The 26,545-nt window shown below is 55.6% G+C and carries 26 protein-coding genes and 1 riboswitch; of the genes, 17 read left to right on the top strand and 9 right to left on the bottom strand.

Annotated features, from left to right (window positions below):
• Nucleotides 1-484: 484 nt before the first annotated feature.
• A complete protein-coding gene (locus CA948_RS03585; protein WP_108728698.1) occupies nucleotides 485-1,375 on the bottom strand; it encodes an alpha/beta fold hydrolase in 891 nt (296 codons plus the stop codon).
• A 161-nt stretch (nucleotides 1,376-1,536) separates the two neighbouring features.
• Between CA948_RS03585 and guaA the strand changes: the two genes are divergently transcribed.
• Together guaA and CA948_RS03595 are read left to right on the top strand one after the other, a co-directional pair.
• Complete coding sequence (gene guaA / locus CA948_RS03590) at nucleotides 1,537-3,123, top strand: glutamine-hydrolyzing GMP synthase (protein ID WP_094198327.1); 1,587 nt, start codon at nucleotides 1,537-1,539, stop codon at nucleotides 3,121-3,123.
• 588 nt (nucleotides 3,124-3,711) lie between these two features.
• Nucleotides 3,712-4,677, top strand: a complete 966-nt coding sequence (locus tag CA948_RS03595) for an alpha/beta hydrolase family protein (RefSeq protein ID WP_108727342.1) — start codon at nucleotides 3,712-3,714, stop codon at nucleotides 4,675-4,677.
• A 252-nt stretch (nucleotides 4,678-4,929) separates the two neighbouring features.
• Here the strand turns inward: CA948_RS03595 and CA948_RS03600 are convergent, their stop codons facing one another.
• Nucleotides 4,930-5,844 (bottom strand): LysR family transcriptional regulator, encoded by a 915-nt coding sequence (locus tag CA948_RS03600; protein ID WP_108727343.1) that lies wholly within the window; start codon nucleotides 5,842-5,844, stop codon nucleotides 4,930-4,932.
• 111 nt (nucleotides 5,845-5,955) lie between these two features.
• Between CA948_RS03600 and metE the strand changes: the two genes are divergently transcribed.
• The 5 genes from metE (at nucleotide 5,956) to CA948_RS03625 (ending at nucleotide 13,348) form a co-directional block, all read left to right on the top strand.
• Nucleotides 5,956-8,247 carry a 5-methyltetrahydropteroyltriglutamate--homocysteine S-methyltransferase gene (gene metE / locus CA948_RS03605; RefSeq protein ID WP_108727344.1) on the top strand — a complete coding sequence of 764 codons (2,292 nt, stop codon included), beginning with the start codon at nucleotides 5,956-5,958 and terminating at the stop codon, nucleotides 8,245-8,247.
• A 238-nt stretch (nucleotides 8,248-8,485) separates the two neighbouring features.
• Nucleotides 8,486-9,463: a DUF1852 domain-containing protein gene (locus tag CA948_RS03610; protein WP_108727345.1), complete on the top strand. Its 978-nt coding sequence runs from the start codon at nucleotides 8,486-8,488 to the stop codon at nucleotides 9,461-9,463.
• 29 nt (nucleotides 9,464-9,492) lie between these two features.
• Complete coding sequence (locus CA948_RS03615; protein ID WP_108728699.1) at nucleotides 9,493-10,521, top strand: methionine synthase; 1,029 nt, start codon at nucleotides 9,493-9,495, stop codon at nucleotides 10,519-10,521.
• Nucleotides 10,522-10,966: 445 nt separating this feature from the next.
• The gene (locus CA948_RS03620) at nucleotides 10,967-11,614 is read left to right on the top strand and encodes a TetR/AcrR family transcriptional regulator (protein WP_094196455.1); all 648 of its coding nucleotides are present in this window, start codon (nucleotides 10,967-10,969) and stop codon (nucleotides 11,612-11,614) included.
• 21 nt (nucleotides 11,615-11,635) lie between these two features.
• On the top strand, nucleotides 11,636-13,348 hold the full coding sequence (locus tag CA948_RS03625) for an acyl-CoA dehydrogenase family protein (RefSeq protein WP_108727346.1): 1,713 nt from the start codon (nucleotides 11,636-11,638) through the stop codon (nucleotides 13,346-13,348).
• Nucleotides 13,349-13,456: 108 nt separating this feature from the next.
• Here the strand turns inward: CA948_RS03625 and CA948_RS03630 are convergent, their stop codons facing one another.
• The gene (locus tag CA948_RS03630) at nucleotides 13,457-13,822 is read right to left on the bottom strand and encodes a VOC family protein (RefSeq protein ID WP_108727347.1); all 366 of its coding nucleotides are present in this window, start codon (nucleotides 13,820-13,822) and stop codon (nucleotides 13,457-13,459) included.
• Between the two features lie 71 nt (nucleotides 13,823-13,893).
• Between CA948_RS03630 and CA948_RS03635 the strand changes: the two genes are divergently transcribed.
• The 8 genes from CA948_RS03635 to hisI all read left to right on the top strand — a co-directional run bounded on the left by CA948_RS03635 (nucleotide 13,894) and on the right by hisI (nucleotide 20,242).
• On the top strand, nucleotides 13,894-14,595 hold the full coding sequence (locus CA948_RS03635; protein ID WP_108727348.1) for a helix-turn-helix transcriptional regulator: 702 nt from the start codon (nucleotides 13,894-13,896) through the stop codon (nucleotides 14,593-14,595).
• 185 nt (nucleotides 14,596-14,780) lie between these two features.
• Nucleotides 14,781-15,998 carry a zinc metallochaperone GTPase ZigA gene (gene zigA / locus CA948_RS03640; protein WP_166727098.1) on the top strand — a complete coding sequence of 406 codons (1,218 nt, stop codon included), beginning with the start codon at nucleotides 14,781-14,783 and terminating at the stop codon, nucleotides 15,996-15,998.
• Between the two features lie 62 nt (nucleotides 15,999-16,060).
• A complete protein-coding gene (folE2, locus tag CA948_RS03645) occupies nucleotides 16,061-17,002 on the top strand; it encodes a GTP cyclohydrolase FolE2 (RefSeq protein WP_108727349.1) in 942 nt (313 codons plus the stop codon).
• Between the two features lie 130 nt (nucleotides 17,003-17,132).
• The gene (gene yidD / locus CA948_RS03650; RefSeq protein WP_108727350.1) at nucleotides 17,133-17,408 is read left to right on the top strand and encodes a membrane protein insertion efficiency factor YidD; all 276 of its coding nucleotides are present in this window, start codon (nucleotides 17,133-17,135) and stop codon (nucleotides 17,406-17,408) included.
• A complete protein-coding gene (locus tag CA948_RS03655) occupies nucleotides 17,401-17,862 on the top strand; it encodes a SufE family protein (protein WP_203226747.1) in 462 nt (153 codons plus the stop codon). The genes yidD and CA948_RS03655 overlap by 8 nt, the downstream gene beginning before the upstream one ends.
• A complete protein-coding gene (locus CA948_RS03660; RefSeq protein WP_238988646.1) occupies nucleotides 17,859-19,253 on the top strand; it encodes a dihydroorotase in 1,395 nt (464 codons plus the stop codon). Before CA948_RS03655 ends, CA948_RS03660 begins: the two co-directional genes overlap by 4 nt.
• 25 nt (nucleotides 19,254-19,278) lie before the next feature.
• Nucleotides 19,279-19,737 (top strand): ferric iron uptake transcriptional regulator, encoded by a 459-nt coding sequence (gene fur / locus CA948_RS03665; protein WP_108727352.1) that lies wholly within the window; start codon nucleotides 19,279-19,281, stop codon nucleotides 19,735-19,737.
• Entirely contained in the window at nucleotides 19,727-20,242 is a 516-nt protein-coding gene (gene hisI, locus CA948_RS03670) for a phosphoribosyl-AMP cyclohydrolase (protein WP_108727353.1), read from the top strand. Before fur ends, hisI begins: the two co-directional genes overlap by 11 nt.
• 102 nt (nucleotides 20,243-20,344) lie before the next feature.
• On the opposite strand, the gene thiD is transcribed toward hisI, so the two are convergent.
• The 4 genes from thiD to CA948_RS03690 all read right to left on the bottom strand — a co-directional run bounded on the left by thiD (nucleotide 20,345) and on the right by CA948_RS03690 (nucleotide 22,603).
• Complete coding sequence (gene thiD, locus CA948_RS03675; RefSeq protein WP_108727354.1) at nucleotides 20,345-21,151, bottom strand: bifunctional hydroxymethylpyrimidine kinase/phosphomethylpyrimidine kinase; 807 nt, start codon at nucleotides 21,149-21,151, stop codon at nucleotides 20,345-20,347.
• Nucleotides 21,148-21,621: an NUDIX hydrolase gene (locus tag CA948_RS03680; RefSeq protein WP_108727355.1), complete on the bottom strand. Its 474-nt coding sequence runs from the start codon at nucleotides 21,619-21,621 to the stop codon at nucleotides 21,148-21,150. The genes thiD and CA948_RS03680 overlap by 4 nt, the downstream gene beginning before the upstream one ends.
• Before the next feature lie 44 nt (nucleotides 21,622-21,665).
• A riboswitch (TPP riboswitch) is annotated at nucleotides 21,666-21,784 on the bottom strand.
• 45 nt (nucleotides 21,785-21,829) lie between these two features.
• The gene (locus tag CA948_RS03685) at nucleotides 21,830-22,219 is read right to left on the bottom strand and encodes a tautomerase family protein (protein WP_108727356.1); all 390 of its coding nucleotides are present in this window, start codon (nucleotides 22,217-22,219) and stop codon (nucleotides 21,830-21,832) included.
• Between the two features lie 6 nt (nucleotides 22,220-22,225).
• Entirely contained in the window at nucleotides 22,226-22,603 is a 378-nt protein-coding gene (locus CA948_RS03690) for an NO-inducible flavohemoprotein (RefSeq protein WP_108727357.1), read from the bottom strand.
• A gap of 558 nt (nucleotides 22,604-23,161) precedes the next feature.
• Between CA948_RS03690 and CA948_RS03695 the strand changes: the two genes are divergently transcribed.
• Nucleotides 23,162-23,707: a cytochrome b gene (locus CA948_RS03695; protein WP_108727358.1), complete on the top strand. Its 546-nt coding sequence runs from the start codon at nucleotides 23,162-23,164 to the stop codon at nucleotides 23,705-23,707.
• Nucleotides 23,708-23,710: 3 nt separating this feature from the next.
• Nucleotides 23,711-24,643: an NAD(P)H-dependent flavin oxidoreductase gene (locus tag CA948_RS03700; RefSeq protein WP_108727359.1), complete on the top strand. Its 933-nt coding sequence runs from the start codon at nucleotides 23,711-23,713 to the stop codon at nucleotides 24,641-24,643.
• A 4-nt stretch (nucleotides 24,644-24,647) separates the two neighbouring features.
• On the opposite strand, the gene CA948_RS03705 is transcribed toward CA948_RS03700, so the two are convergent.
• The gene (locus CA948_RS03705; protein ID WP_203226748.1) at nucleotides 24,648-25,616 is read right to left on the bottom strand and encodes a LysR family transcriptional regulator; all 969 of its coding nucleotides are present in this window, start codon (nucleotides 25,614-25,616) and stop codon (nucleotides 24,648-24,650) included.
• A gap of 88 nt (nucleotides 25,617-25,704) precedes the next feature.
• Nucleotides 25,705-26,499 carry an AraC family transcriptional regulator gene (locus CA948_RS03710; protein WP_108727360.1) on the bottom strand — a complete coding sequence of 265 codons (795 nt, stop codon included), beginning with the start codon at nucleotides 26,497-26,499 and terminating at the stop codon, nucleotides 25,705-25,707.
• Nucleotides 26,500-26,545 lie beyond the last annotated feature (46 nt).

Here is a 26,545-nt window from a genome sequence, read left to right on the forward strand (position 1 = left end):
TTTACTCATCATTCAGATATGTAAAGGAGAGTATGTATGGAACTTAAGCCTGGCCCTAAACCTGTTGCCAAATCAACGGGTAAGCTCGATCAGCGTCGTCGTGACAACAAACAAACCCCTGGAAATACGTCAGCCCTTAAACCTAGTAAGCCTAAGAAATAGCTTCTTTCGCTTTGATTGCTTTTCCATATCGCAGACGCTGCGTGGGAGAAGGATTGAATCGATTCAATAGCCGATTCTGGTCATGATGTGTTTTAACCTGAGTCCAGTGCAAGGACTCAGGTTTTTTAGTTTATTGAAGAAGCCGTTTTGGGGAATAGCGCTTATGGTAGGGTTTGAAAAGTTGGGCCGTAAGCTTGTTATTCAGAGGCTTGGCTCCAGGTCGATACCATTGAGTGCATGAGGGCCGCCGCTGTCCGGCGACATGAGAAAGTGCTCCACGCAAATTCTATTGTCCTGGCGGCCAGGTTTTCCCACAGGCTGACTAGTCTGCAATCTCTAACAGCAAGCGGCTCAGCAGATCCGGGTGGGTAATCGCCGCGCTATGTCCGCTTTCCAATTCACGGAACTCCCAATCCTTCTGCTGGCGGGCCCACTCGCGAGACGTGTCTACGCCGCGAAAAGTCGGCTGCGTGCAGGAAATATAGGAGCAGGGCCGGGAATTGCCGATAACCGGGTTTTGCAATAGCAAAGCCGATTTGTAAACGCTAAGCGGCTGCGGCGTCAGGCGGTTTCCAACGAAGTGCAAATCCTCTGTAGCATGCAAGCCCAACGCGCTAAGGGGAGGAGGGGGGACGGCGGGGATTGTGCTTTGGCCGGCCGAGGCGATCATGTTTTCCACCATTTTTTCAGGTAGGGTATCAAACGTGCTCGTACCATTGGGCAGGATAAAGGCATCCAGATAAATCAGATGGCGTATGCAACGGGGCATGACATCGGCCACACCACTAATCACCAGTCCACCAAAACTGTGGCCCACCAAAATGACATTGGACAGTTCCTCCCAACGTATCAAATTAGCGACATCGTCCACAAAGGTATTCAGGGTGATGTTTGGGTTGAGCAAGTGGCTGCGTTCGCCCAGGCCGGTCAGCGTAGGGGTATAGACTTTATGGCCTTTGGCCTGCAGCCGTGAGGCCAGTCGGGACCAACACCAACCACCATGCCAGGCGCCATGAACCAGCACAAACGTCAGGCTGTCGGATACCTCGTCGGTATCTTCCTGGCATTCGTAGGCAAAGCTGTGCGAGCGATCGCTGGCGGGACCGGGAACAGGGATATAGCTGCCGCCGCTTTGCTGTGGACCGGCCTGTGCAGGTCGGGATTCATGGTGTTCATTGAGCTCGCTCGGATGAGGGGTACGACTCGAAGACATGCTGAAACTCCCAAAATGGCTGCATGTACTGTAGCTGCCTTGCCGCATGAATACCAGTGATGCAGGACAATTTCAGCCTGGAGTATTTCTGCGGCTCCCTAAGCGGCGCTACACAGCGTAAAATAGATCCTTTACCGCTTTATTATTGGCTCGATACTTTCATGCACCAGCGAATTCTGATTCTTGATTACGGCTCCCAGGTCACCCAGCTTATTGCGCGTCGTGTACGCGAAGCCGGTGCTTACTGTGAAATTCACCCCGGTGATGTCAGCGATGAATTCATCCGTTCCCAAGAAGGCCTGAAAGGGATCATTCTGTCGGGCAGCCACGCTTCTGTTTACGCCGAAGATGCCCTTCAAGTGCCCGCTGCTGCTTTTAATGCCGGCGTACCCGTTCTGGGCATTTGCTATGGCATGCAAGCCATGGCCCGCCAACTGGGTGGCGTTACGGAAGGCTCGGACAAGCGTGAATTCGGTTACGCCGAAGTCCGCGCTCACGGCCACACCAAGCTGCTGGACGGTATCCAGGATTTCACCACGGCAGAAGGCCACGGCATGCTTAAAGTCTGGATGAGCCACGGTGACAAGGTCACCGCGCTGCCCCCTGGCTTCAAGCTGATGGCTTCCACGCCCACCTGCCCCATCGCCGGTATGGCCGATGAAGATCGCGGCTTTTATGCTGTCCAGTTCCACCCCGAAGTCACCCATACCGTCCAAGGTGCTGCCTTGTTCCAACGCTTTGTGCGCGACATCTGCGGTTGCGTGGGCGACTGGAACATGCCGGACTACGTGCAAGAGGCTATTGCCAATATTCGTGAACAAGTTGGCGACGAAGAAGTTATCTTGGCCCTGTCCGGTGGTGTAGATTCCTCCGTTGCTGCCGCTTTGATCCACCAGGCTATCGGCGACAAGCTGACCTGCGTATTCGTGGATCACGGCCTGCTGCGTCTGAACGAAGCCCAGCAAGTCATGAGCACCTTCGCCGACAATATGGGTTTGAAAATCATCCATATCGACGCTTCCGACCGCTTCCTGGGCAAACTGGCCGGTGTTACCGATCCAGAAGCCAAGCGCAAGATCATTGGCCGCGAATTTGTGGAAATCTTCCAGGAAGAAGCCGCGAAACTCAGCAACGCCCGCTGGTTGGCCCAAGGCACAATCTACCCGGACGTCATCGAATCTGCCGCTGCCAAATCCGGTAAAGCCACTGGCATCAAATCCCACCACAACGTGGGCGGCCTGCCAGACACGCTGAACCTGAAGTTGCTGGAGCCCCTGCGCGAACTGTTCAAAGACGAAGTGCGCAAACTGGGCGTAGCCCTGGGCCTGCCACCCGCAATGGTCTACCGTCACCCCTTCCCAGGCCCAGGCTTGGGTGTCCGTATCCTGGGTGAAATCAAGCGCGAATACGCAGACCTGCTGCGCCAAGCTGATGCCATCTTCATCGAAGAGTTGCGCAACACCGTCGACCAAGAAACCGGCAAGAACTGGTACGACCTGACTTCTCAGGCCTTCACTGTTTTCCTGCCCGTGAAAAGCGTAGGCGTGATGGGCGACGCCCGTACCTACGAATACGTTGTTGCCATGCGCGCAGTACAGACAACCGACTTCATGACGGCTGACTGGGCTGAACTGCCATACTCGCTGCTCAAGCGTACCTCTGGCCGTATCATCAACGAAGTGCGTGGCATTAACCGTGTGACGTACGACGTAAGCAGCAAGCCGCCAGCGACGATTGAGTGGGAATGATCCCCCGTCTGGCACGGCCAGGCACTTGATGGCATAAAAAGCCGCTAAGCCCGCGTAACTGCGGGCTTTTTTTGTTTTTGGAGTGGTGCTGCTCGGCAGAGTGAGTCAGTTTCAAACATAAGTGTTGCTGTTTCTCTGTTTTCAAGCAGCTCCCCGTCTTGCCTGTCTTTTCTTTTGGCTGCTTATCAATTTCATTGCTACGCGAAGGCGCCCAGGCGGTGGGCAGCTCGGTGTGAGCACTTGTCTGCATTTCTGACTCGGCGTGTTCTTACCCTTCAGGAACTGTTGTGCGTCACCTTCGCCAAGGAAAGGCCTCCTTTGGGTTTCTGTCACCCAATGCCAATGGCGGGCTGTTTGGCGTCGGAAATGGTAATAGGGTAGTGCGACATCGAGGTCTGCGATCCATGCCAAGAGCTTTGTGTAGCGAGGTGGGCCGGGTATAGGCACCTATCGTCGCGGGGTGAGCTGCGTTCAGACAGAGTGAAATTATTTAGCTCCCTGTGAACAGCCTACATCATGAGCAAATAGATAAAAATCGAAGTCCAGTTTTGCGCTAAGGATGATTCATATTCAGAATAAAATACATAAATGCATCCTCTAAAACTTGTTCTTGCTGCTGCTTTGAGCTTTACGACGATCGTTGCCCATGCGGCTGGCTTTCATCGTATTGAAATTCCGGCCGAATCGGATAGTCCTGCACTAAAAGGTGCTGTCTGGTATCCATGTTCGCAGCCCTTGGAGGAGGTAAAGATTGGTCCTTACGTCATGTCCGTTGCCAAGGATTGCCCAGTCGTTGGTCGCCATCTTCCGCTCGTGGTGATCTCGCACGGTTGGGGTGGCACGTTCCTTGGTCATCGGGGCATTGCCGAGACTTTGGCGAATGCTGGTTTTGTCGTTGCCGCCATTAATCATGGTGACAACGCACTGAATCCAAGGCGTTACGGAGACCTGTCTGTGTTGGTCGAAAGGCCAACTGATATCAGGCGTTTGATTGACTTCATGCTTGACTCATGGCCCGATGCGCCCAAGCTTGATGCCCAGCGTGTCGGTTTTTTTGGGTTTTCACGTGGCGGCTACACCGGGTTGGTTAGCATCGGTGCCAATCCACTTGGTGAGTTGTTATGCAAACACAAAGACAACCCGGCCTGCGAGCAGGCGAAACAGGGGGAATTGCTGACACTTACCCATGATCCGCGCATCAAGGCTGCCGTGGTCGCTGATCCGCTCAGTGACTTTTTCACGGTTGAGAGTTTCAAAAATGTGAAGGTGCCCGTGCAACTCTGGCGCTCTGAGCAGGGTGGTGATGGCGTAACGCCCGAAAGCGTTGCTGCCATCGCTCACGCATTGTCAGAAAGAGTCGAGTTTCATACCGTGGCTGCTGCCGAACATTTTGCTTTCTTAGCGCCGTGCACTCCCGAAATGGCGAAGCGGGCCCCCGAAATTTGTTCAGATCCCCCTGGGTTTGACCGTCAGGTCTTCCATACGGAGCTCAATAGCACAGTGCTTGCTTTCTTTCGCAAGAATCTCGCTAACGATGAAAAGCCAGTTCCCTGATTGCGTTGGCGCATACGATCGTTGAAAACGGCAGTGATGGTTTCATGTTAATGGGTGTGCAGGACACGGAATGCCTCATCCTAGCAAGCTGACAGATCGCTATTGTTCTTTGGCAACGTCAGGCCCTCAATCTTGCCAAACGAAACCTAATATCCTGGACGCTGACAATCGGATTATCCCGCCGAGGGCTTGTAACGAGGCCACCCCGCTCATTGGCAGCCCATCTTATGCCTTAGCGTTGACTGCCTGAGCTTAGGCGTTAGGACTGCTTGGCACGCCGTCCGGCCCAGCCCCCCGAGCCAGATCCATAAACGCCTGCAGATAATCAATCACTGCTTCCGTTTCCCTCATTCCCAGGAAAATTTGCTTGGCGATGCCGTGCTTGCCCAGCTTTACCGGCACCACATCCAGTTTCTCTGCATACTCCTGCACCAACCATCGGGGTAGGGCTGCGACCCCTCGTCCACTGGCTACCATCTGCATCATGATGTCTGTTGTCTCAATCGCTTTGTGGCGTCGGGGGGCGATGCCGGCGGGCAGCAGAAACTGGTTGTAGATGTCCAGCCTGTCTATGTCCACCGGATAGGAGATCAGCACCTCCCGGTCCAGGTCCTTGGGCTTGGCATAGTCCACGTTCGCCAGGGCATGGTCTTTATTGACCACCAGTACCTGCTCGTAGTCGAACACGGGCTCAAATTTCAAACCGGGTTTATAGAGCGGGTCTGGGGTGACCAGCAGATCAATTTCATAGCCAAACAGCGCGCCGATGCCGCCAAACTGGAATTTCTGCTTCACATCCACATCCACGTCTGGCCAGGCGCTGAGATACGGCGAGACGATCTTCAGCAGCCATTGATAGCAGGGGTGGCACTCCATGCCGATACGCAGTGATCCTCGCTCGCCTTGGGCGAACTGGCCCAGGCGTTCTTCGGCCAGATCCAACTGGGGCAGGACGCGGTTGGCAACGGCCAGCAGATACTGCCCAGCTTGCGTCAATTGCAGGTTGCGGCCTTCGCGGCGCCAGATTTCGGTGCCCAGTTGCTGCTCCAGTTTTCGCATGGTGTGGCTAAGGGCGGATTGGGTAACGTGCAGCACGCCGGCGGCGGCGGTCAGGGAGCCTTGCTTGTCAACTTGCTGGACGACGGCCAGATGGATGCGCTCTAACATGATACGTGAATGATATTCATGGGTTGGTGAGATAAGACCATTTTACTTCATTGATTGGGCTTCCTACAATGCAAGTCATTCTTTAATCCACTGGCCTATTGAGAGCAGCACATGACGACGATTCATAATCTTGGCTTTCCGCGCATTGGCGCCAAACGGGAACTGAAGTTCGCCTTGGAGTCCTACTGGAAGGGCGAGTCTTCGCGTGACGAACTCAAGGCTCTGGGTGCCCAACTGCGCCAGCGTCATTGGGAGAACCAGGCCGGTCTGGATCTGGTGCCCGTGGGCGATTTCTCTTTTTACGATCAGGTGCTCGATGCCAGCTTCTTGCTGGGCAACTTGCCTGAGCGTGTTCAGGGCTTTCAGGGTGACGAGCTGGATAACTACTTCCGCGTAGCACGGGGTCGTTCGGCCAAAGGTCTGGAAGATCACGGCGCCTGCTGCGGTGGTGTGGCTGCTGGTGAAATGACCAAATGGTTCGACACCAACTATCACTACATCGTCCCTGAATTTACGGCTGATACCCAGTTCAAGCTGGATGCCTCGCATCTGCTGGAGCAACTGGCGCAAGCCAAGGCGCAAGGCGTGAACGCCAAGCCTGTGATTATTGGCCCCGTGACCTATCTGGCACTGGGCAAGGCCAAGGATGAATCCAACAAGCTGGCCCTGCTGGATCGCTTGTTGCCTGTGTATGTTCAATTGCTGGATACGCTGGCCAAAGCAGGCGTGGAGTGGGTGCAGATTGATGAGCCTGTTCTGGTTACCGAGCTGGATGCCGATTGGCAGCAAGCGTTCAAGACCGCTTATCAGCAGTTGAAGTCTGCTGACGTGAAGTTGCTGGTCGCGACGTACTTTGGTCAGCTGCTGGAAAATGCTGCTTTGGCCGCCAGCTTGCCTGTTGCCGGTCTGCATGTGGATGCCATCAACGATCGTGATGGCGTGGAGGCATTGCTTAAGCTTTTGGGTGACGAGAAAGTCTTGTCTCTGGGCGTGATCAATGGTCGCAATATCTGGAAAACAGATTTGACCGCCGTACTGGACTGGGTTGAGCCTATCGCCAAGCAATTGGGCGATCGTCTGTGGATTGCTCCTTCCTGCTCGCTGCTGCATGTGCCAGTTGATCTGGACAGCGAACAACAGTTGGATGCCGATGTGAGGTCCTGGTTGGCCTTTGCCTTGCAAAAGCTGGACGAACTGCGCGTATTGGGCAAAGCCTTGAGCCAAGGCCGTGAGGCTGTCAAGGAAGAGCTGGCCGAGAACCTGGCCGCGTTGACGGCCCGTCGCAACTCGCCCCGAGTGAACAATCCTGCAGTGAAGGCGGCGGTGGCTCGTATTTCGGCCGAGCTGGGCAAGCGCAAGAGTGCTTACGCACAGCGCGCTTCCAAGCAAGCTGAGTTCTTGAAGTTGCCTGCATTCCCCACCACCACGATTGGTTCTTTCCCGCAGACAGTAGAAATCCGTCGTGCTCGTAGTGAGTTCAAGGCGGGTCGTCTGGACGAGAACAGCTACCAGGCCGCCATGCGTGCCGAGATTGAGCGCAGCGTGCGTGAGCAGGAAAAACTGGGTCTGGACGTGTTGGTGCACGGCGAAGCCGAGCGCAACGACATGGTCGAATACTTTGGTGAGCAACTGGACGGTTACGCATTCACTCAGTTTGCTTGGGTGCAGTCCTACGGTTCGCGCTGCGTGAAACCACCCATCCTGTTTGGTGACATCAGCCGCCCTCAGGCTATGACGGTGGAATGGATTACCTACGCCCAGTCGCTGACTCAAAAACCCATGAAGGGCATGTTGACCGGCCCCGTGACGATTTTGAATTGGTCCTTTGTGCGTGATGATCAGCCTCGTTCGGCTTCTTGCCTGCAACTGGCGCTGGCCATTCGCGAAGAAGTGCTGGATCTGGAAAAGGCCGGTGTGCATGTGATCCAGATCGACGAAGCTGCCTTGCGTGAAGGCTTGCCGCTGCGTAAATCGCAATGGCAAAGCTACTTGGACTGGGCGGTGGAGAGCTTTCGCATCGCCGCCAACGGCGTGGGTGACGAGACGCAAATCCACACACATATGTGCTACTCGGAGTTTAACGACATCATTTCCTCCATCGCGGATATGGATGCGGACGTGATCACCATTGAAACCAGCCGTTCGGACATGGAGTTGCTGGAAGCCTTCGAGAATTTCCAGTACCCCAACGAGATTGGCCCCGGCGTGTATGACATTCACTCGCCCAATATTCCGACCGAGCAGCACATTGTGAATTTGATGAAGAAAGCCGCCGAGCGCGTGCCAGCAGAGCGTCTGTGGGTGAACCCCGACTGCGGCCTTAAGACGCGTCAATGGGCTGAGGTGATTCCGGCTTTGACCAATATGGTGGCGGCAGCCAAAGTCTTGCGGGCAAGTGCCTGATTGAGTCGGGAACCGTTTTGGCGGTGAGTCCCGGCCAAAGCCGGGACTTTTTTTGGAGGCGATTCAACACTGTGTTCTGGTTTTACCAGGAAGAAGAGAGCAAACAGTGTGGCCCCAGCAGTCGGCCAGACAATCAGCGCAAGGCATACATAAATAAGATGAATTTATTTTTATGCATCAACGTATTAACTAAAAATAAATTCGAGATTGAAATCAGAAATCAGGGCATACATAAAAAATGAATAAAGAATTCGCGTTTAGCATCAAAAGCATTCGTTTTGATGAAAACTACCGGCCATCCAATAACACACGCATCACCACCAACTTTGCCAACCTGGCCCGTGGTGAAAGCCGTCAGCAAAACTTGCGCAATACCCTGGCGATGATTAACAATCGCTTCAACAATCTGGCGCATTGGGACAATCCTAATGGAGATCGTTATTCGGTCGAACTGGATATTGTCTCTGTTGATATTGATATTGAAGGTAATGGTTCCACTTTCCCTACCATTGAAATCCTGAAAACCAATATCGTCGATCACAAAGAAAACAAGCGTATCGACGGGATTGTCGGCAACAACTTCTCTTCGTATGTGCGTGACTACGACTTCAGCGTGGTTCTGCAGGAGCACAACAAGAACAAAAATGGCTTCAGCGCCCCGGAAGGCTTTGGTGATTTGCACGGCAAACTGTTTAAGTCTTTCGTGAATTCTGCGCTGTACCAAGAAAACTTCAACAAGTCCCCCGTGATTTGCCTGAGCGTGTCCAGCAGCAAGGTCTACCACCGTACGGGGAACCAGCATCCGGTATTGGGCATTGAGTATCAGCAAAATGAGTTTTCGCCTACGGATGAGTACTTCGCAAAAATGGGCCTGCAGGTTCGCTATTTCATGCCCCCAAATAGCGTTGCGCCCTTTGCTTTTTACTTTCGTGGTGATTTGCTCAGTGACTACACGAATCTGGAATTGATCAGTACCATCAGCACGATGGAAACATTTCAGAAAATCTATCGCCCCGAGATTTACAATGCCAACTCGGCCGCAGGAATGCGCTATCAGCCCAGCCTGAAAAATTCCGATCACTCGATCACGCAAATTGTCTACGATCGCGAAGAACGTAGTCGTCTGGCGGTTGAGCAGGGCCGGTTTACCGAAGAAAGTTTTATCAAGCCATACAAAGTGATTCTTGATCAATGGGCAGCCAGTTACGCGCTTTGATTCATCAAAAACAACAAGGTTATTTAATTATGAAAAAATTGCTACCCACCTCCACCGCTGGCAGTTTGCCCAAACCCTCCTGGCTTGCTGAACCCGAGAAGCTGTGGTCGCCCTGGAGACTGGACGGTGAGGACCTGGTCGAAGGCAAGAAAGATGCACTGCGTCTGTCCCTGCAAGAACAATTGCACGCCGGTATCGACCTGATTAGCGACGGCGAACAAACCCGCCAGCACTTCGTCACCACCTTCATCGAACATCTGGAAGGTGTGGACTTCGAAAAGCGCGAGACTGTGCGTATTCGTGACCGTTACGACGCCAGTGTTCCTACCGTTGTGGGTGCCGTGACTCGTCCCAAATCCGTGTTTGTGGATGATGCCAAATTCTTGCGTCAGCAAACCTCGCAGCCGATCAAATGGGCGCTGCCTGGCCCCATGACCATGATCGATACGCTGTACGACAACCACTACAAGAGCCGTGAAAAATTGGCTTGGGAATTTGCCAAGATCCTGAACCAGGAAGCCAAAGAGCTGGAGGCTGCAGGCGTGGATATCATCCAGTTTGACGAGCCCGCTTTCAACGTGTTTTTTGACGAAGTGAACGACTGGGGTATTGCGACTCTGGAACGAGCCATTGAAGGTCTGAAGTGTGAAACCGCTGTGCACATCTGCTACGGCTATGGCATCAAGGCCAACACGGACTGGAAAAAGACGCTGGGTTCGGAATGGCGTCAGTACGAAGAGTCCTTCCCGAAGCTGCAGCAATCCAAGATCGACATCATTTCCCTGGAGTGCCAGAACTCCCACGTTCCTATGGATTTGATCGAACTGATCCGTGGCAAGAAAGTGATGGTTGGCGCCATTGACGTAGCCACCAACGTGATCGAAACCGCTGACGAAGTGGCCAACACACTGCGCAAGGCGCTGAAGTTTGTAGACGCGGACAAGCTGTACCCCTGCACCAACTGCGGTATGGCACCTTTGCCACGTGCCGTGGCTCGCGGCAAGTTGCACGCCCTGAGCGCCGGTGCTGAAATCGTTCGTAAGGAACTGTCGGCCTGATAGGCTTGATGCCTGCACGCTAGCTCGTTCAGACTGCCCCCAGCAAACAGTATTGATGGCTTTGCCATCGCTGTGACTGGGGGCAGTTTTATTGGGGCGACTGATTGTGTTGATCCTTCCATGTGCGCCGGCCTTGGCAACATAATGCAGCGTGTTTCGGAGGTCTGCTGGGGGCCTTGGGTTTGTTTCTTCAGTGCTCCTGGTGTTAAGGCGGGTCGGGCATAAAGGGAGGACAGGCGGAAGAAAGGGCAGAGCGATGAGTAATTCCACTGCCCAAACGCCAAACCCTAGGCCCTAGGGACTGGGTTTCAAATAACAGATGCTCCCGAGCAGCCTGCAATGCCAGTAGGCGAGTCTATTTACACCCCTGATTAAAGAAATTCTTGTCCATGACAAAGAAATGAACTAGGATTCACTCATGTAATGAATTTTGGTTCACTTCTTTATGGCCTACCGTCAAACCCCCGCCGTTCAAGCCCGTCTGCAAGACAATCGCAGCCGTATCCTGGAAGCCGCTCGCGCTTTGGTCAGTGAAGGAGGCTGGCAGGAAGCGCAGGTGGCCAGTGTGGCGGCCGCTGCCGGTATTGCCACGGGGACGGTCTATCGTTACTTCCCCTCCAAAGCCGAGCTGTTCGCGCAAGTCCTGTCGCTGGTGTCCCAGCGCGAGGTCGATGTGCTCACGGACATTGCACAGGCCGATGGTTCCTCCATGTTGCGCCTGCATGCCGCTGTCTCCACTTTTGTGAAGCGCGCCATGCGTAATCCTCGTTTGGCCTATGCCTTGATTGCCGAGCCTTGCGACAAGGAAATCGACGCGGCTCGTCTGGTGTACCGCGCCGCGATCAGCCAGGTCATCCACTCCATTGTTTCCACAGGTCAGGACGCGCAGGAAATGCGCCAGGATGTGCAGCCCGATATTGCGGCGACCGTCATCGTGGGCGGTTTCATGGAAGGGTTGATTGGCCCGCTTTCTCCTTTAAGCCGTCAGCAGCACGATGGCACGGACAGTTACCAGCGCCAAGTGGCCGCGCTGGCTGACCAGATTGCCCAGATGGCGTGTGCCAGTGTGGCAGTCCTTTCTGCCACGTCTTAGAAAAACAGTTTGGAGACAACCATGAACCAGCCGCTCTCCCTCAGCATGTTGAATGCGCCCGAGGATCGTTACAGCACACATCAGGTTTTGAATCAGGCCTTGCCCGCCAGTGGTTTCAATGCTTTTACGGGCGATCAGGTTTTACGTGATGCCATCAGCCGTGAAGCCCCTTGGGCCGCATCGCGCTGTCAGGCTTTGGGGGCGGTAGCTGGTGATGAGAATGTGCAGGAACTGGCTCGTTTGGCGAACCGCCATATTCCTGAGCTTAAAACGCATGATCGCTTCGGCAACCGGATTGATTGGTTGGAATTTCACCCTAGCTGGCATGAGTTGATGGGCCTGGCCTGGCAGCACGAGGTGCCCAATTTAAGCTGGCGTACCCAAGAGGCAAACGGCCACCTCGCCCGCGCCGTCTTGTCCTATCTGTGGAATCAGGTGGAGCACGGTACGGGCTGCCCGACTGGCATGGCTTATGCGGCTTATGCCGGTTTCGAGGCCGAGCCTGCTTTGGCGATCTGGGCGGACAAGCTCAAAGGGACACGCTATGAATACAGTCGCCGCGAAGTGGGGGACAAGCCCTCGGTGGTGATTGGTTATGCGATGACAGAAAAGCAGGGCGGCTCAGATCTGCGCGAGACGCAGACGACCGCGCGCTTCTCCCATAGTGTGGATTATCACGGTGCCACGGCGCATTGGTATGAGCTGACGGGGCATAAATGGTTTTGTTCGGTGCCGCAGTCCGATGGTTTTTTTACGCTGGCCAAGGTCAATGGGGATGTCACGTGTTTCTTCTTGCCCCGTACCTTGCCGGACGGCAGCTATAACCGTTTTTTTGTGCAGCGTCTGAAGGACAAGGCGGGTAATCGCTCCAACGCATCCAGTGAGGTGGAATATGCGGGCACGCTGGCAATTCGGGTAGGGGAAGAGGGGCGCGGTATTCGGGAAATTCTGTCGCACTCGCATTTGACACGTCTGGATTTTGCGATTGGCTCGGCGGGGTTAATGCGGCAGGCGCTGACCTTGGCCCTGCGTCACACCACATCACGCAAGGCTTTTGGGACCTCTATTGCCGACCGACCCATGATGAGCAATGTGCTGGCGGATATGGCGGTAGAAGTGGAAGCGGCAACCTTGATGTCCTTGCGAGTCGCCAAGGCCACTGACCTGATGCAAGGCAGTGAACACGAAAGGCTGCTGGCGCGGGTGGCCACGCCTGCGGCTAAATACTTCAATTGCTCGCGCGCGCCCTCTATTGCGAACGAGGCATTGCAGTGTCACGGCGGCAATGGCTTTATTGAAGAAAACCCCATGGCTCGTGTGTATCGAGAGTCCCCCTTGAACAGCGTTTGGGAAGGGACGGCCAATATGATGTGTATGGATGTGCGGCGCGCCATGATCAGAGATCCGCTCACGGTGGAGGCGGTTTTCAATGAAATTAGACCCTTGGCCGGGCAAGACAAGCGCTTCGATGCCCTGGTACAGCACACTGAACGTCTGGTGAGAGCCGCGATTGAGGATGAGTTCCTGGCCCGCCCTATGACCGAAGCCGTCGCCCGTGTTTTGCAGGCCGCTGAGCTGTTGCGCTATAGCCCGCAGGAAGTGGCGGATGTGTTTTTAAGTACGCGTAGTTCCGGCGAGCTTGGAACTTGGGGGGCGCATTACGGCACTTTGGGAATGACAACGTCCTTGTCAGTCGCGCAGAAAATCATGCGCAGAGCGATGGTGGCAGATTGATTGGTGCGGCTTACTAAGTATGGAGTGAGCAAAGGGCTATCAGGACTAAGTCTTGGATAGCCCTTGTTGCTTGATCTTGGCGGCTTTGCAGGCAAGGCAGCTTCCGTTTTACGCTGCCGTGCAGACCCTTAGTCGGTGCCCATCGGGGTCCAGAGCGACAAATGTGCGCCCAAAAACGGCTGTCTTGGGTGCCTGCTCTATGGGGATACCCGCTGTTACCCAGGTTTGATGCCGTTGATCAACAGCCGCATCATCGTCTACTAAAAAAGAGAGCTCGGAGCGATGGCCGGTTCCGGATGATACAAAGCTGGCTGCCTGGGTAGACCACAAACCCAGCGTCAAGCCCTTGTTCAGCTCAAAGGCGACATAGGTGGGGAAGGATTCAGCAGGCGCTTTTTGTAGCAGTTTTTCGTAAAAAAGGCCGCTGGCGGCGGGGTCTTGGACGTAGAGTAGCAAAAGATTTGGGTGATTCATGATCGCTCCAACATGGTTATTGAGCAGATCATTATGGGTGACCATACTGCCAAAAAATGGCAGTATCTAGCATGGCCCGAGCGGAACGACTTCTTTCCCTTTTACAAGTGCTACGCCGACATAAGCGTCCGGTAAGTGGTGCGCGGCTGGCTCAAGAGCTGGGCATCAGCATTCGGACGCTGTATAGAGATATTGCTTCCTTGCAGGCACAAGGTGCTGATATAGAAGGGGAACCCGGTGTGGGTTACGTGCTGCGACCCAGTTTTATGTTGCCCCCTTTGATGTTTTCTCAAGCGGAGCTGGAGGCCTTGATACTGGGCTTTCGCTGGGTAGAAAAGTTCGCGGATGAACCGCTGACTAAAGCGGCTGGCGATGCCATGGCCAAGATTTCGACGGTCTTGCCGGATAGCTTGAGAGACAGCCTGGACAGTACCGCTTTACGGGTTGGGCCCAGGGTGATTCAGGATACTGAGCGTGTTGATCTTGGCATTGCGCGTACAGCGATTCGTTTGCAGCGCAAGCTGAGCATCACATATATAGATGGGGCAGGGCAAGAATCGGAGAGAGTGATCTGGCCTTTTTCCTTGGGCTACTTTCAGCACTTTCGGATTCTGGTGGGCTGGTGTGAATTGAAAGGGGATTTCCGGCACTTCCGCACGGACAGGATACGAGGATTGATCAGTCTGGAAGAGTCTTATCCTCGGCATCGGGCTGATTTGTTTAAGCAGTGGCGCGCAATACAAACAGAGCTAAGCTATGTGCCTGACACCTGACACCTGCTTCCTGATCACTGCTACGTCGCTCTGTGAGAACCAGTTTCTCCGTCCTGCGCTTCAAGCCCTCCTTACAAGAGGGTTTTTTCCTGATCAATTGTTGTTATGTTATAACATCTCATAATTGGCGAGAGTCCTTTGCAAGGAACCGCCCATTGATGGCTCAAGGACGAAGAGAAATGACGATGAACCCCGATAACACGCCGGTCGATCCCTCGGCCCGCATTCCCGTAACGGTTTTGTCCGGTTTTCTGGGAGCGGGCAAGACGACTTTGCTGAACCACATCCTGAACAATCGCGAAGGCCGCCGTGTCGCCGTCATCGTGAACGATATGAGTGAGGTCAATATTGATGCCGCTCTGGTCCGTGATGGTGGGGCGGAGCTATCGCGCACGGATGAAAAGCTGGTGGAGATGAGTAACGGCTGTATTTGCTGCACCTTGCGTGAGGACTTGTTGCTGGAGGTGGACCGTCTGGCCAAGGAAGGGCGTTTTGATCAACTGGTCATTGAGTCCACCGGTATTTCAGAGCCGCTGCCCGTGGCTGAAACCTTCACCTTTGAAGGCGAGGATGGCCGTTGCCTGGGTGAGGTCGCTCGTTTGGATACGATGGTCACGGTGGTAGACGCTTTTAACTTTCTGCGCGATTACAGTTCGCAAGACAGTATTCAGTCCCGTGGCGAATCCCTGGGAGAAGACGACGCGCGCACCGTCGTGGACCTGCTGATTGAGCAGATCGAGTTCTGTGATGTGCTGGTTCTGAACAAGATTGACTTGATCAGCGAACCAGAGCGTGAACGCCTGATGGCAATTCTGAACAGCCTTAATCCCCGTGCTCGTATTGAAACAGCCGAGTTCGGCAAGGTGCCCTTGGATCGCGTACTTAACACCGGTTTGTTCGATTTTGAAGAGGCATCCAAAGCCCCCGGTTGGTTGCAGGAATTGCGTGGCACTCACACCCCGGAAACGGAGGAGTACGGCATAGGCAATTTTGTGTACCGCGCCCGCCGCCCGTTCCATCCGCAGCGTTTTCTGGAGCTCGTTGAAAGCGAATGGCCCGGCGTGGTGCGTTCCAAAGGCTTTTTCTGGTTGGCGAACTTCCCGACCTTGGCCGGTTCCTGGTCACAGGCGGGTGCGGTGGCTCGCTATCACGTGGCGGGTTACTGGTGGGCTTCCATGCCGCCCGAACGTTGGCCGGAAGACCCCGAAGCGGTAGCCCTGATCAAGGAAAAATGGGATGAGCGCGTCGGGGACGCGCGTCAGGAGCTGGTTCTGATTGGCATGGATATGGACGAGGCCGCATTACGTGCCCGTTTCGATGCCTGCCTGTTAAGTGATGAAGAAATGGCCAGCGGTCCCAGCACCTGGACAACATGGACGAATCCGTTCTCAGACTGGCCTTGATGGAATGAGGTCTTGCCTAGTCCCTGTCGGCTTGGGCAAGACCTTTTGATTGGATGTTGAGTATGACTGTTGTCCTTCCCGACCCGGCTTTGAACGATTCCACTTATGGCCTGACTCCGCTGTCCTGGGTGGGCATGGAGGGAATCGATTTACCTATTACCGTGGTCGAACCGGGTTATACGCGCCAACTTCATGCGCGTGTCGATGCCCAGGTTGATTTGCCGCTGGCGCATGTGAAAGGGATACACATGTCCAGGCTGTATCGCTTGCTCAATGACGTGCCACCAGAACAGGCCTTGTCGCTGTTGGGGCTGCGGCGTCTTTTGCAAAGCATGGTGGATAGCCAGGAGGATTGCGGCACGCGCAGTGCGCGACTGGGTTTCAGCTTTGATTTATTGCTGCGACGGCCTGCCCTGGTGACGCAGGACTTGGCAGGATGGAAGTCCTATCCCGTTGTGCTGGAAGCCCGTCTCGTGGACGGCAGTTTTGTGTGCAAAATGCAGGTTCAGATTGGCTATTCGTCGACCTGTCCTTGTTCCGCTGCGCTGGCTCGGCAATTGATTGAACAGGGCTTTATGCAGGCCTTTGGACGGCAGCCTGACTTGCGTGCTGAGGAGGTAGCGGCCTGGCTGCACAAGCACGCCAGCCTGGCTACTGCGCACAGCCAGCGCAGTCAGGCTCTGGTTCAGGTTCAGGTATCGGAAGATAGCGAGGATTTCGGATTTTTAGCCTTGATTGATCGTGTCGAGAAGGCACTGGCAACACCTTTGCAAACGGCCGTCAAACGGGCCGATGAGCAAGCCTTTGCGGCTTTGAATGGCCAGAACCTGATGTTTGTGGAGGACGCGGCGCGTCGTATAGAAGCGGCCTTGGTGGACTATCAGAACGCTGGCATTCAGGTCCGCCATCTGGAGAGTTTGCACCCCCATGATGCGGTGGCGTTTAAAACGCCTTTGATGTCAGAGACGCCTTTTGCGCGATTGAACGGGGGCGTGGCGCCATGAGTGTTTTAGTATTTATCAATCCTTGCCAAACACAACTGCACCCTCAGGCGTCCTTGCCGCTGGAGAGGGCAAACCAGATCACGATTAATCCGTCTGAGCGAGTGGTTCGCTTCCGTGTATCGGAGCGGCGATGAAAACCTTTCTTGCCTCTGCCCTGATCCTGCTGGTTCGCGGCTACCAACTTTTTATCAGCCCATTGCTGGGCCCACGCTGCCGTTTTTATCCGACTTGTTCGCAATATGCGATTCAAGCCTTGCAGACGCACGGCCCACTCAAAGGAAGCTGGCTGGCCGCACGGCGTATTGTCCGTTGTCACCCCTGGCATCCGGGCGGGCATGATCCTGTTCCGGCTCGTGGCGATCAGGGTAGCCAAACGCCCAAGCATTCAGGAGATGGCCGTGGATAAGGGAGCAGTACCAGAAGAGTCCATACTCCAGGCGCAGCAATCCATTGTGGACAGTTTCCAGTGCCTGGGTAACTGGATGGCGCGCTACGAATATCTGATTGATCTGGGACGCTCCTTGCCGGACTTCCCAGAAAAATGGCGTACGCAGGCGAACCGCTTGCATGGCTGCCAGGCACAGGTCTGGATGATCTCTGAATTGCGTGATCACAAGCTGTTTTTTCAAGCTCGTAGTGATTCCGCCATCGTCACCGGCTTGTTGGCGTTATTGATGAAGGTGTATTCGGGGCGTTTGCCTGAAGAAATCCTGTCCCATCCCCCTGACTTTTTACAGGCAATTGAACTGGAGCAGCACTTGTCACCGAATCGTGCCAATGGCCTGTTTCACATGATGGAGCGGATTCGTTTGGAGGCGCAAGCCGCTTTGGATGCAGAAGCCGCAAAGGCAAAACCATGACACCAGCAATCCCGAAGGCCCCTCTCTCCCGGACCGCAGAAACGACCAAGCGGCATAATCTGCGCCATGCTGATTTGCTGCTCTGTGGCGGTACGGTAATGACCCCTAACGGGGCCGAGCCTATCGATATCGCCTGTGTGCAAGGTCGGATTATGGCTCTGGGCGATTTGCAGCCCGGCTGGAGTGCGGACTGCGTGCTGGACCTTACGGGGTTGCACGTATTGCCAGGGGTAATCGACAGCCAGGTGCATTTCCGAGAGCCGGGGCTGGAGCACAAAGAGAATCTGGAAGCGGGTACACGGGGCGCGGTCCTGGGCGGGGTGACGGCGGTTTTCGAGATGCCCAACACCCATCCCTTGACCTTGGGAGCCACTGACTTGCAAGCCAAGCTGGATGCTGCTCAAGGCCGTAGCTGGTGTGATCACGCCTTTTATATCGGTGGCTCTGCCTTGAATGCCGAGTCTTTGCAGGAATTGGAGCAGCTTCCAGGCTGCGCAGGCATCAAGGTCTTTATGGGCAGCTCTTTTGGAGACCTGTTGGCGGATGAGGACGACGTCTTGCGTCGCATCTTGCGTCATGGCCGTAGACGGCTGGCGGTGCATGCGGAGGATGAGGCCAGGCTGCGTGAACGCAAACAGATCGCTCTGGATAGCGGCGACGTGCGCCAACATCCGGTTTGGCGTGATGAGGAAAGTGCCTTGAAGGCCACGCAACGCATTGTTCGTCTGGCGGCAGAGGTGAATCGCCGCTTGCATGTGCTCCATGTGTCCACCGCAGAGGAAATGCAGTTTCTGGCCGCCCACAAACACCGCGTGACCGTAGAGGTGACCCCGCATCATCTCAGTTTGCAAGCCCCTGAATGCTATGAGCGTCTGGGCAGTTTGGCGCAAATGAATCCGCCGGTGCGCGAGCAAGCTCATCAAGATGCGCTGTGGCAGGCGATCCGTTCGGGTGTGGTGGATGTCATTGGTAGCGATCACGCACCGCATACCTTGCTGGAGAAATCCCAAGCCTATCCCGCTTCACCCAGCGGCATGACCGGCGTGCAGACCTTGCTACCCGTGATGTTGAACCATGTCCATGCAGGTCGCTTGAGTCTGCAACGGCTGGTGGATTTGAGCAGTGCCGGGCCTGCCCGGATTTTTGGTCTGGAAGGCAAGGGACGCATCGCTGTGGGCTTTGATGCGGATTTCAGCATTGTGGATTTGAAGGCACGCCGCCGTATCCGCAATGACTGGATTGCCAGTGTCAGCGGCTGGTCTCCCTACGACGGTATGCCCGTTGTAGGCTGGCCAATTCACACCATTGTGCGCGGCCATTGTGTGGTTCGTGATGAAGCCTTGGAAGGGCAGGCGCAAGGCAGGCCGCTGCGTTTTCTGGACGTCCCTTAGCCGCCCATTCAATCAGGAGTGCGCCATGACGGATTCAAAAGAGCTTAAAGAGCGTGGCTTGAAGGTGACCACAGCCCGTATCCAGATTCTTGAGATATTCCAGGCCCCCGGTATTCGTCATTTGACGGCAGACGATGTGTATCGCCAATTGATACGACAAGGCAGCGAGATCGGCCTGGCGACGGTCTACCGTGTGTTGACCCAGTTGCAACAGGCAGGCTTGCTAAAGCAGGTTTATTTTGAATCTGGCCGGGCGCTGTATGAGCTGGATGACGGCGAACACCATGATCACCTGATCTGCACGGACTGCGGACGTGTGCAGGAGTTTCATGACCAAGCTATTGAGCAGCGACAAAAAACGATTGCTCAAGAACGGGGCTTTCAGGTTCTGGAACATAGCCATGTGCTGTATGGCCGTTGCCTGACACCGGATTGCGAATATCGCCCGGAACCCATGATGACAAGGAGAAAACGTGAAGACTGAAGGACAAGACATAAGGTCTGCTGAAAACGTGACGGTGCAAATAAGCCGTCGAGTCTCGGTAGAACAAGTGGAAGAGGGCTGTGCGCTGGCTCCCAAGTTTGATGAGCATGGCCTGATTGCTTGCATCACGACAGACGCTAGCAATGGCGAGGTTTTGATGCTGGGTTACATGAATCGGGAAGCCCTGGAAAAAACCATACAGACAGGGCAAGCCCATTACTGGAGCCGCTCGCGTCAAATGCTCTGGCATAAAGGTGCCAGCAGTGGACTGGTGCAGACGGTAGAGGAAATGCGTATCGACGACGACCAGGACGCGGTGTGGCTACGTGTGCGGGTAGCCGGTTCCGGAGCCAGTTGCCACGTGGGCTATTACTCCTGTTTCTACCGGCAGGTGCCGGTGGGTGCCGAGCATAGCAAAGGTCAGGATCTGGTCTTTGTGGAGTCCGCCAAGACCTTTGATCCCAAAGAAGTGTATGGGGATGTGCCCAATCCCACTGTGCTGTAGTGTTTGTTTCATTCAATGGAGCCGCTTGACTGTTCGCACTCGTAAAACTGCAGGGCAGTCAGACTGAACATCGCATAGCGATCAGTTGTAATGGGAGAGAGCTTACTTGAGAGGCCATAAAGCATGGAAATGATGCACCGGACCTTGCCCCAGGCCGATCTGCAATTGGTCGGCAGCGGCCAAAGCGCCATTCAGATATTCCTTGCCCAAACCCACCGCAGTTGGCACGCTGCGCCCCGGTAGCAGGGCCGCAATGGCGGAGGATAGCGAGCAGCCCGTGCCATGTGTGTTGCGTGTCGGGATGCGGGGCGACTGAAAAACATGGCTCTGCCCCTGACCTTGCAACAGATCCACACTGTCCGGGCCGTCCAGGTGGCCGCCCTTGAGCAGCACCCATTCAGGGCCCAGCAAGCACAACTCCTTTAAAGTGCTGTGCATTTCTTGCAGCGAGGCGGGTTCCGGTTTTTGCAGAAAATCGCCTGCTTCGGGCAAGTTGGGGGTGAGCAGGGTACACATGGGCAGCAGCTTGTCGCGCACCACGGAGACGGCTTCGGGGCTGAGCAAACGGTCCCCGCTTTTGGCAACCATGACCGGGTCCAGCACAATCGGGCAGTCCAGGCCGTGATGGTGCAGGCGGTCTGCAATCGCTTCCGCAATCCCTGCATTGGCGACCATGCCGATCTTGATGGCATCCACGCGCACATCCTCAAACACCGCGTCCAACTGGTCCGCCACAAAGTCCGGCTCCAGCGCCACAAAACGCCGCACGCCCTGGGTGTTCTGCGCGACCACGGCTGTAATTACGCTCATGCCGTAGGCACCCAAGGCGTACATGGCTTTCAGATCAGCCTGAATACCAGCGCCGCTGGTCGGGTCTGTGCCCGCAATACTCAATACATTCGGAATCATGCTTGGCCTGCTTGATCTTGAGTGGCAGCCAATGCCAATGCCTGACGGGCAACTCGGACGACGTCAAAACTGTGTGCCACATCCAGACTGTTCAGTTCCGCATTGCTGAACCAGCGTGCGTCCAGGGCATCATCGCCTGCCTGTGGCTCACCTTGCTGCCAGCGAAACAGCACAGCAATCAGAATGAAGTGTGAATAGGCCAAGGGTGTGGTGCTGGGCTCGCGGTCAAACACATCCAGCGCATCAAAGACCTGCAAGGCCTGGCCTTGTATGCCGGTTTCTTCGGCCAACTCCCGATGGGCCGCCGCCATGATGGTTTCGCCCGCGCGGATTTTGCCGCCCGGAAAGGCCCAGCGTCCGGCATCGGGCCGATTGGCGCGGCGTATCAGCAAAATCTGGTCTTGACGGATGACGGCAGCCAGGGTGGCGGCAACCGGGCCGACGGGGGCGGGAGAGTGGTCAGACGACAAGATAGCAACTCCTAGTCAAGGATAGCCATCCGGCAGCAAGCGGCGAGCAGGTACATACCCGTCCCTTCGCCGGCATGACCCGGATCAGGTTCAACGGGTCACTGCGGTGCAATCTGCTCGGGCAGTTTCTCAGCCTGCTCGCCAGGCTCCCCTCGGTGAAAAGACCGTTCTTGTTAAAACGGTCTGGGCGAGTATACCTGTCTTTCGCCTACAACTCCCCCGTCAAAAACTGCGCTCGCCCACGCCCGAAGGACCAGTCTGCATCGCTGTTCTCGACCAGAGCGATGATCAGATCCTCGGGCGATACGCCACAGTTTTGTTCCAGTCGCTCTGCCAGCAAACGGTAGAACTGGACTTTCTGACTCTCGCTGCGGGGGCGGGACACGATATGCAGCAGCACTACTTTGTCGCTGCGAGGGTAACCCAGGCTGGTGTCGTCCAGCAACAGCTCGCCGGGACGGTGCTGGGTGACGCATTGGTAGCGGTCGCTGGCAGGAACATCAAAGGCGTGCACCATGGCTTGGTGCGTGGTGTCCAGTAGCTGGCGTAGTTCGTCGTCGCTGCGGCCTTGGATCAGGTCAAATTTCAGTAGTGGCATGGTGGGTCATTCTTGATAGGAAGTGCGGTCTGCAAGGCCGTCGGGAGTGATAGCCATATCGTCGTACATCAGGCGTTCGGCTTCGATGAGCAAGGTTGATAGTTGCTGGTAAGCGGCGGCCCATTCATCGATAAGCTCGTTGCTGGCTATCCTCTCGCTCAGCTCTTCGCGTAGGGCTTGCAGCAGGAAAGTGTCCCCATGTGGGGCACGCTCGGACTGGATTTGGAGAGCAACGCGATTGTTGGTGATCTGGCTGGCCAAGGGACTCAGCGGTGGGGAGTCGCGCAGTATCAATTCATAAAAATAGGTGGTCAAGGCTTCACCGTCGCTTGCCAGCAGCGGCACAGCCGCCTTGATGATGTCGCGTTGAGCGTCTGTCAACATACAAGTCAAAAGCCAGGCAAGATGTGGCCATTTGTGCAGTCAACGAGATAGGCAGCAGGGTGAGTCACGGTATCAGTCTCCTAGTTTGAGGTTGAGATAGCGGCGCTATCCATAGGGAAGATAGAAGACTGAATGAATCAAGTAAAATGATGAATAGTGAATTTATGAATCATTAATAATGATTAAAAGGCGATCCCTATAAGTGTTGCCTGGACGAGCTTTAGGCGTACTTGCGGACGGCCTGCAGGTAGGAGCCAGTACCAGAGGGCTGAGATGATGAGGGTTGCCCGTCTGTCGCGTAAGGGCATGAGGAAAACTATCTGCTCATTGATCACTGAAAAAGATTTTATTTATCAATATTCATCATTTTACTTGATTGATGACTGCGCCTATCGTCAAGGCTCTGAGAACACCGTGACCCAGGCCCAGACCAGCAGGAGGCAAGGTGATGACCGAAGCTGGCCGCTTGTGCGTGTTGGGTAGGCGGCCCACGACGTATCACGTTGGGTATTGCACGGTAAAGGACTTGTCCTCGATGACCTTTTCAAGGAGCTAATCATGCAACTGCGAGACAACGGACTCAGGTTCTCGCCCATCACGATTGTGTTGCACTGGCTTATTGCGGCCTTGCTGTTTTCCATTCTGGGTTTGGGGGTGGCCATCGCCCAAAGCCCCGGTGAGGTGCGGCTGGTGCTGTTGCAAAATCTGCTGGGGACGCTGCTGTTCCTGATCTCCATCTACCGTTTCTGGGCGCGGGTGACGTCTTTTCATCCCTTGCCGGTGGGTTCGCCCAATCCGGTAGAGGTGATAGTGGCCCGTTGCGTGGCGATAGCCCTGGCCTTGGCGATGGTGCTGCTGCCCGTTGCTGTCTGGCTGTCCCGAGCGGCAGCGGGAGTGGCGGTGGAACTGCCCGGTGGTCTGGCCTTGCCGACCTTGATCAGCCCGAATGAGCAGCTCAAAGCCGTGGTCGATGTGTTGTTCAATATTGGCGCCACTGCCTTTTTACTGGGGTTGGCCTTGCACCTTTTCGGGGCATTCAAAAACCATATTGTGCTCAAAAATCTGGCCCTGCGGCGCATGCTGGGCAAACAGGTGGAGTTGTAAATCATGAGCGAAGCAAACCGAGTCTTTGCGGGCAATGTCATCACGCAGATGTGTGGTGTGCCATACCCGATCTTTTTGGCGGGCATGGCTGCGATTTCAGGGCCACCATTGGTGGCGGCGGTAGCGAATGCGGGCGGGGTGGGCGTGCTGGGCGGCTTGCGTCTGGCTCCCTTGATGCTGCGTAACTGGCTGCGGGAAACCAAAGCGCTGACGGACCGGCCTTTTGGGGTGAATATCGTGCCGCAGTTTGGTGGCCCGGAAGTGTTCGAGGCCCAGTTCCAGGTGATCTTGCAGGAGTGCCCCCGCATCTTGTCGCTGTTCTATGCCGAGGACTATTGCGCCGACCTGATTCCCCGCGCCAAAGACGCCGGCATGATCGTGATGGTGCAAACCGGCACGGTGGCACTGGCTCGCCAAGCGATGGCGCAGGGGGCTGATATTATCGTCGCCCAAGGCAGTGAGGGCGGTGGTCACCTGAATCGCGGCACGATTGGCCTGATGTCTTTACTACCTGCAATTCTGGACGGTGCGCAGGGCCGTCCCGTACTGGCCGCAGGCGGAATTGTTACCCGCCAGGATGTCAGGGCGGCCATGACCCTGGGGGCTTCTGGTGTACTGGTGGGCACGGCCTTTCTGGCCAGCGAGGAGTCCAATGCACATCCGCTCTACAAGCAAAAGATTCTGCAAGCCAGTACGGACGATACGCAATATCGCACCGGCTATTCCTTTGGCTGGCCCTATGGCACCCCGCATCGTGTGATTCCCAACCGCGACAAGTGGAATGTGCTGCGTTGGGTCGGGGGCGGGGCGCGGGCGATTGACAAGGACAGAATGGCCAGGAAACTGTCTTTGTATGCTGGTCAGGGCGTGGGCAAGATTCACAGCATTGTGCCAGCGGCAGAGCGGGTTGCGGAGCTGGTTTTGGGGCTGCCTTGATGGCTTACTGTGGCAAGGTCTGTGCGACGCTGTTGGACAGATCCACAGGTTGCTCAGTGAGATCAGACAGTTCGGCATGGCCTTGATCTGGCTTGGGCAATTGGGCGAACTGCGCTTGAGCCAGGGCCACAAAGCTGCGCAGGGCCGAGCCAGGATTGGTATCGGCACGACGGATAAACACGGTTTTCACCCGCGCAAGCTCAGGCGGCAGCGCGTGGCATTGCACGGGCAAGCGCAAGCTGCTGTTCTGGGCGATGGCTTTGGGCAGCAAGGTAATGCCCATGCCCGAGGCCACGCAGGACAGAATGCCGTCCAGCGTCCCCATTTCCATGATCTGGTTGGGCACCAGCCCGGCCTGGTAAAACCAGTGTTCCAGCGTAGAGCGGTAAAAGCAGCCGGTTCTAAAGACCAGAACCGTTTGTTGGGGGATTGTTTCGATCAGGGCAGACAAGGATTCCACCGTCTTGCTGCTGACCAGCACCAGCTCTTCCTCAAACACCTCTTCTTGAATCAGGGCCGGGTTTTGATGAAAACCACCGACAAAAGCACCATCTAGCTGGTGGGTCTCGATGGCTTTAATCAGCTCTGCCGTGGTGCCGGTTTGCAAGGACAACTGAACCTGGGGGTAGCGCTCGCGGTATTGGATCAGAACCTGGGGCAGGCGGATGGCAGCCGTGGTTTCCATGGAACCCAGGCGCAGCAGACCGCTGGGCGTGCCCGTGTCTTGCAGGGCCGCACGGCTTTCATCGGTCAGTTGCAAGATACGGCGGGCGTAGTCCAGAAAAGTATGGCCAGCCGCAGTTAGCACCACGCCGCTTTTCTGGCGTATGAACAATTGCTGTTCCAGCTCTGTCTCCAGCTCTTTGACGCGCATGGTGACATTGGATTGCACGGTGTGCACTTTCTGGGCAGCGGCCGTAAAGCTGCCATGCTCGGCAACCGCACAAAAAATCCGTAATTGGCGCATTTCCATACCGGCTGTCCTATGTCTAAAAGTGATGTTTTGGTTTTCGTTCAATCACTTTATGACATTTCCGATGCGTCGTACAGCGCAGAAGGGGCTAGGTTGAAAGTTGGTGACGGTAATTGGCCGGGGTATGCCCAAAGCTGCGCCGAAACAGGCTGATAAAGGCGCTGGGGCTGGAATAACCCAGATCATAGGCAATGGTGGCTACTGGAACACCGGCCGCCAGCATTTCCAGGGAGCGCATCAGGCGGGCACGTTGCCGCCAGGCGGTGAAGTTAAAGCCGGTTTCTGTCACGAAACGGCGGCTTAAGGTACGCAGACTGACCGCTGCCCAGCTCGCCCAGTGCTCCATGCCCTGGTTGTTGCTGGGGTCGGCAATCAGGGCGCGAGCAATGCGTTGCAAGCGCGGGTCCCGGGGGAGCGGCAGCCCAAAAGGCTCGACGGGCAGGGTACGGATTTCATCCAGGATAACGGAGGCAATATGCGCTTGTTCTTGGGGCAAGGGGGCAGCGGGAATCAACTCCCAGGAGCAGGCGCGCAGCACGGCTTCACGCAACAGGCCCGAGGTACGCAAGGTGCAGGCGTGGGCGGGCAGGTCGGCGCAGGCCGCTTCGTCTATATAAACGCTCCAGCCATGATAAGGGCCGTGCGATTGGCCCGAGTGCAGGACATGCGGCGGCAACCAGACGGCATGGATAGCGGGCACCACCCAAACGGCGTCTTCCACCCCGACGGAAAGCAAGCCGCGCAGAGAACCGAACAACTGCCCGCGAGCGTGCTGATGGGGGCGCGAGGATAGCTCCGAGTCGTGATTACCGGTGACGGCGAACAGCACAGGATGCTCGGGGAAGTTCAGAAAATCATGCAGACCTATTTTTCGTTCAGGCATGGCGTAATTTTGTTATTCATTGACCGATACAGTGTACATCTGCCAA

Origin of the sequence: Alcaligenes aquatilis (assembly GCF_003076515.1) — a bacterium.
GTDB classification, from domain to species: Bacteria; Pseudomonadota; Gammaproteobacteria; order Burkholderiales; family Burkholderiaceae_B; genus Alcaligenes; species Alcaligenes aquatilis.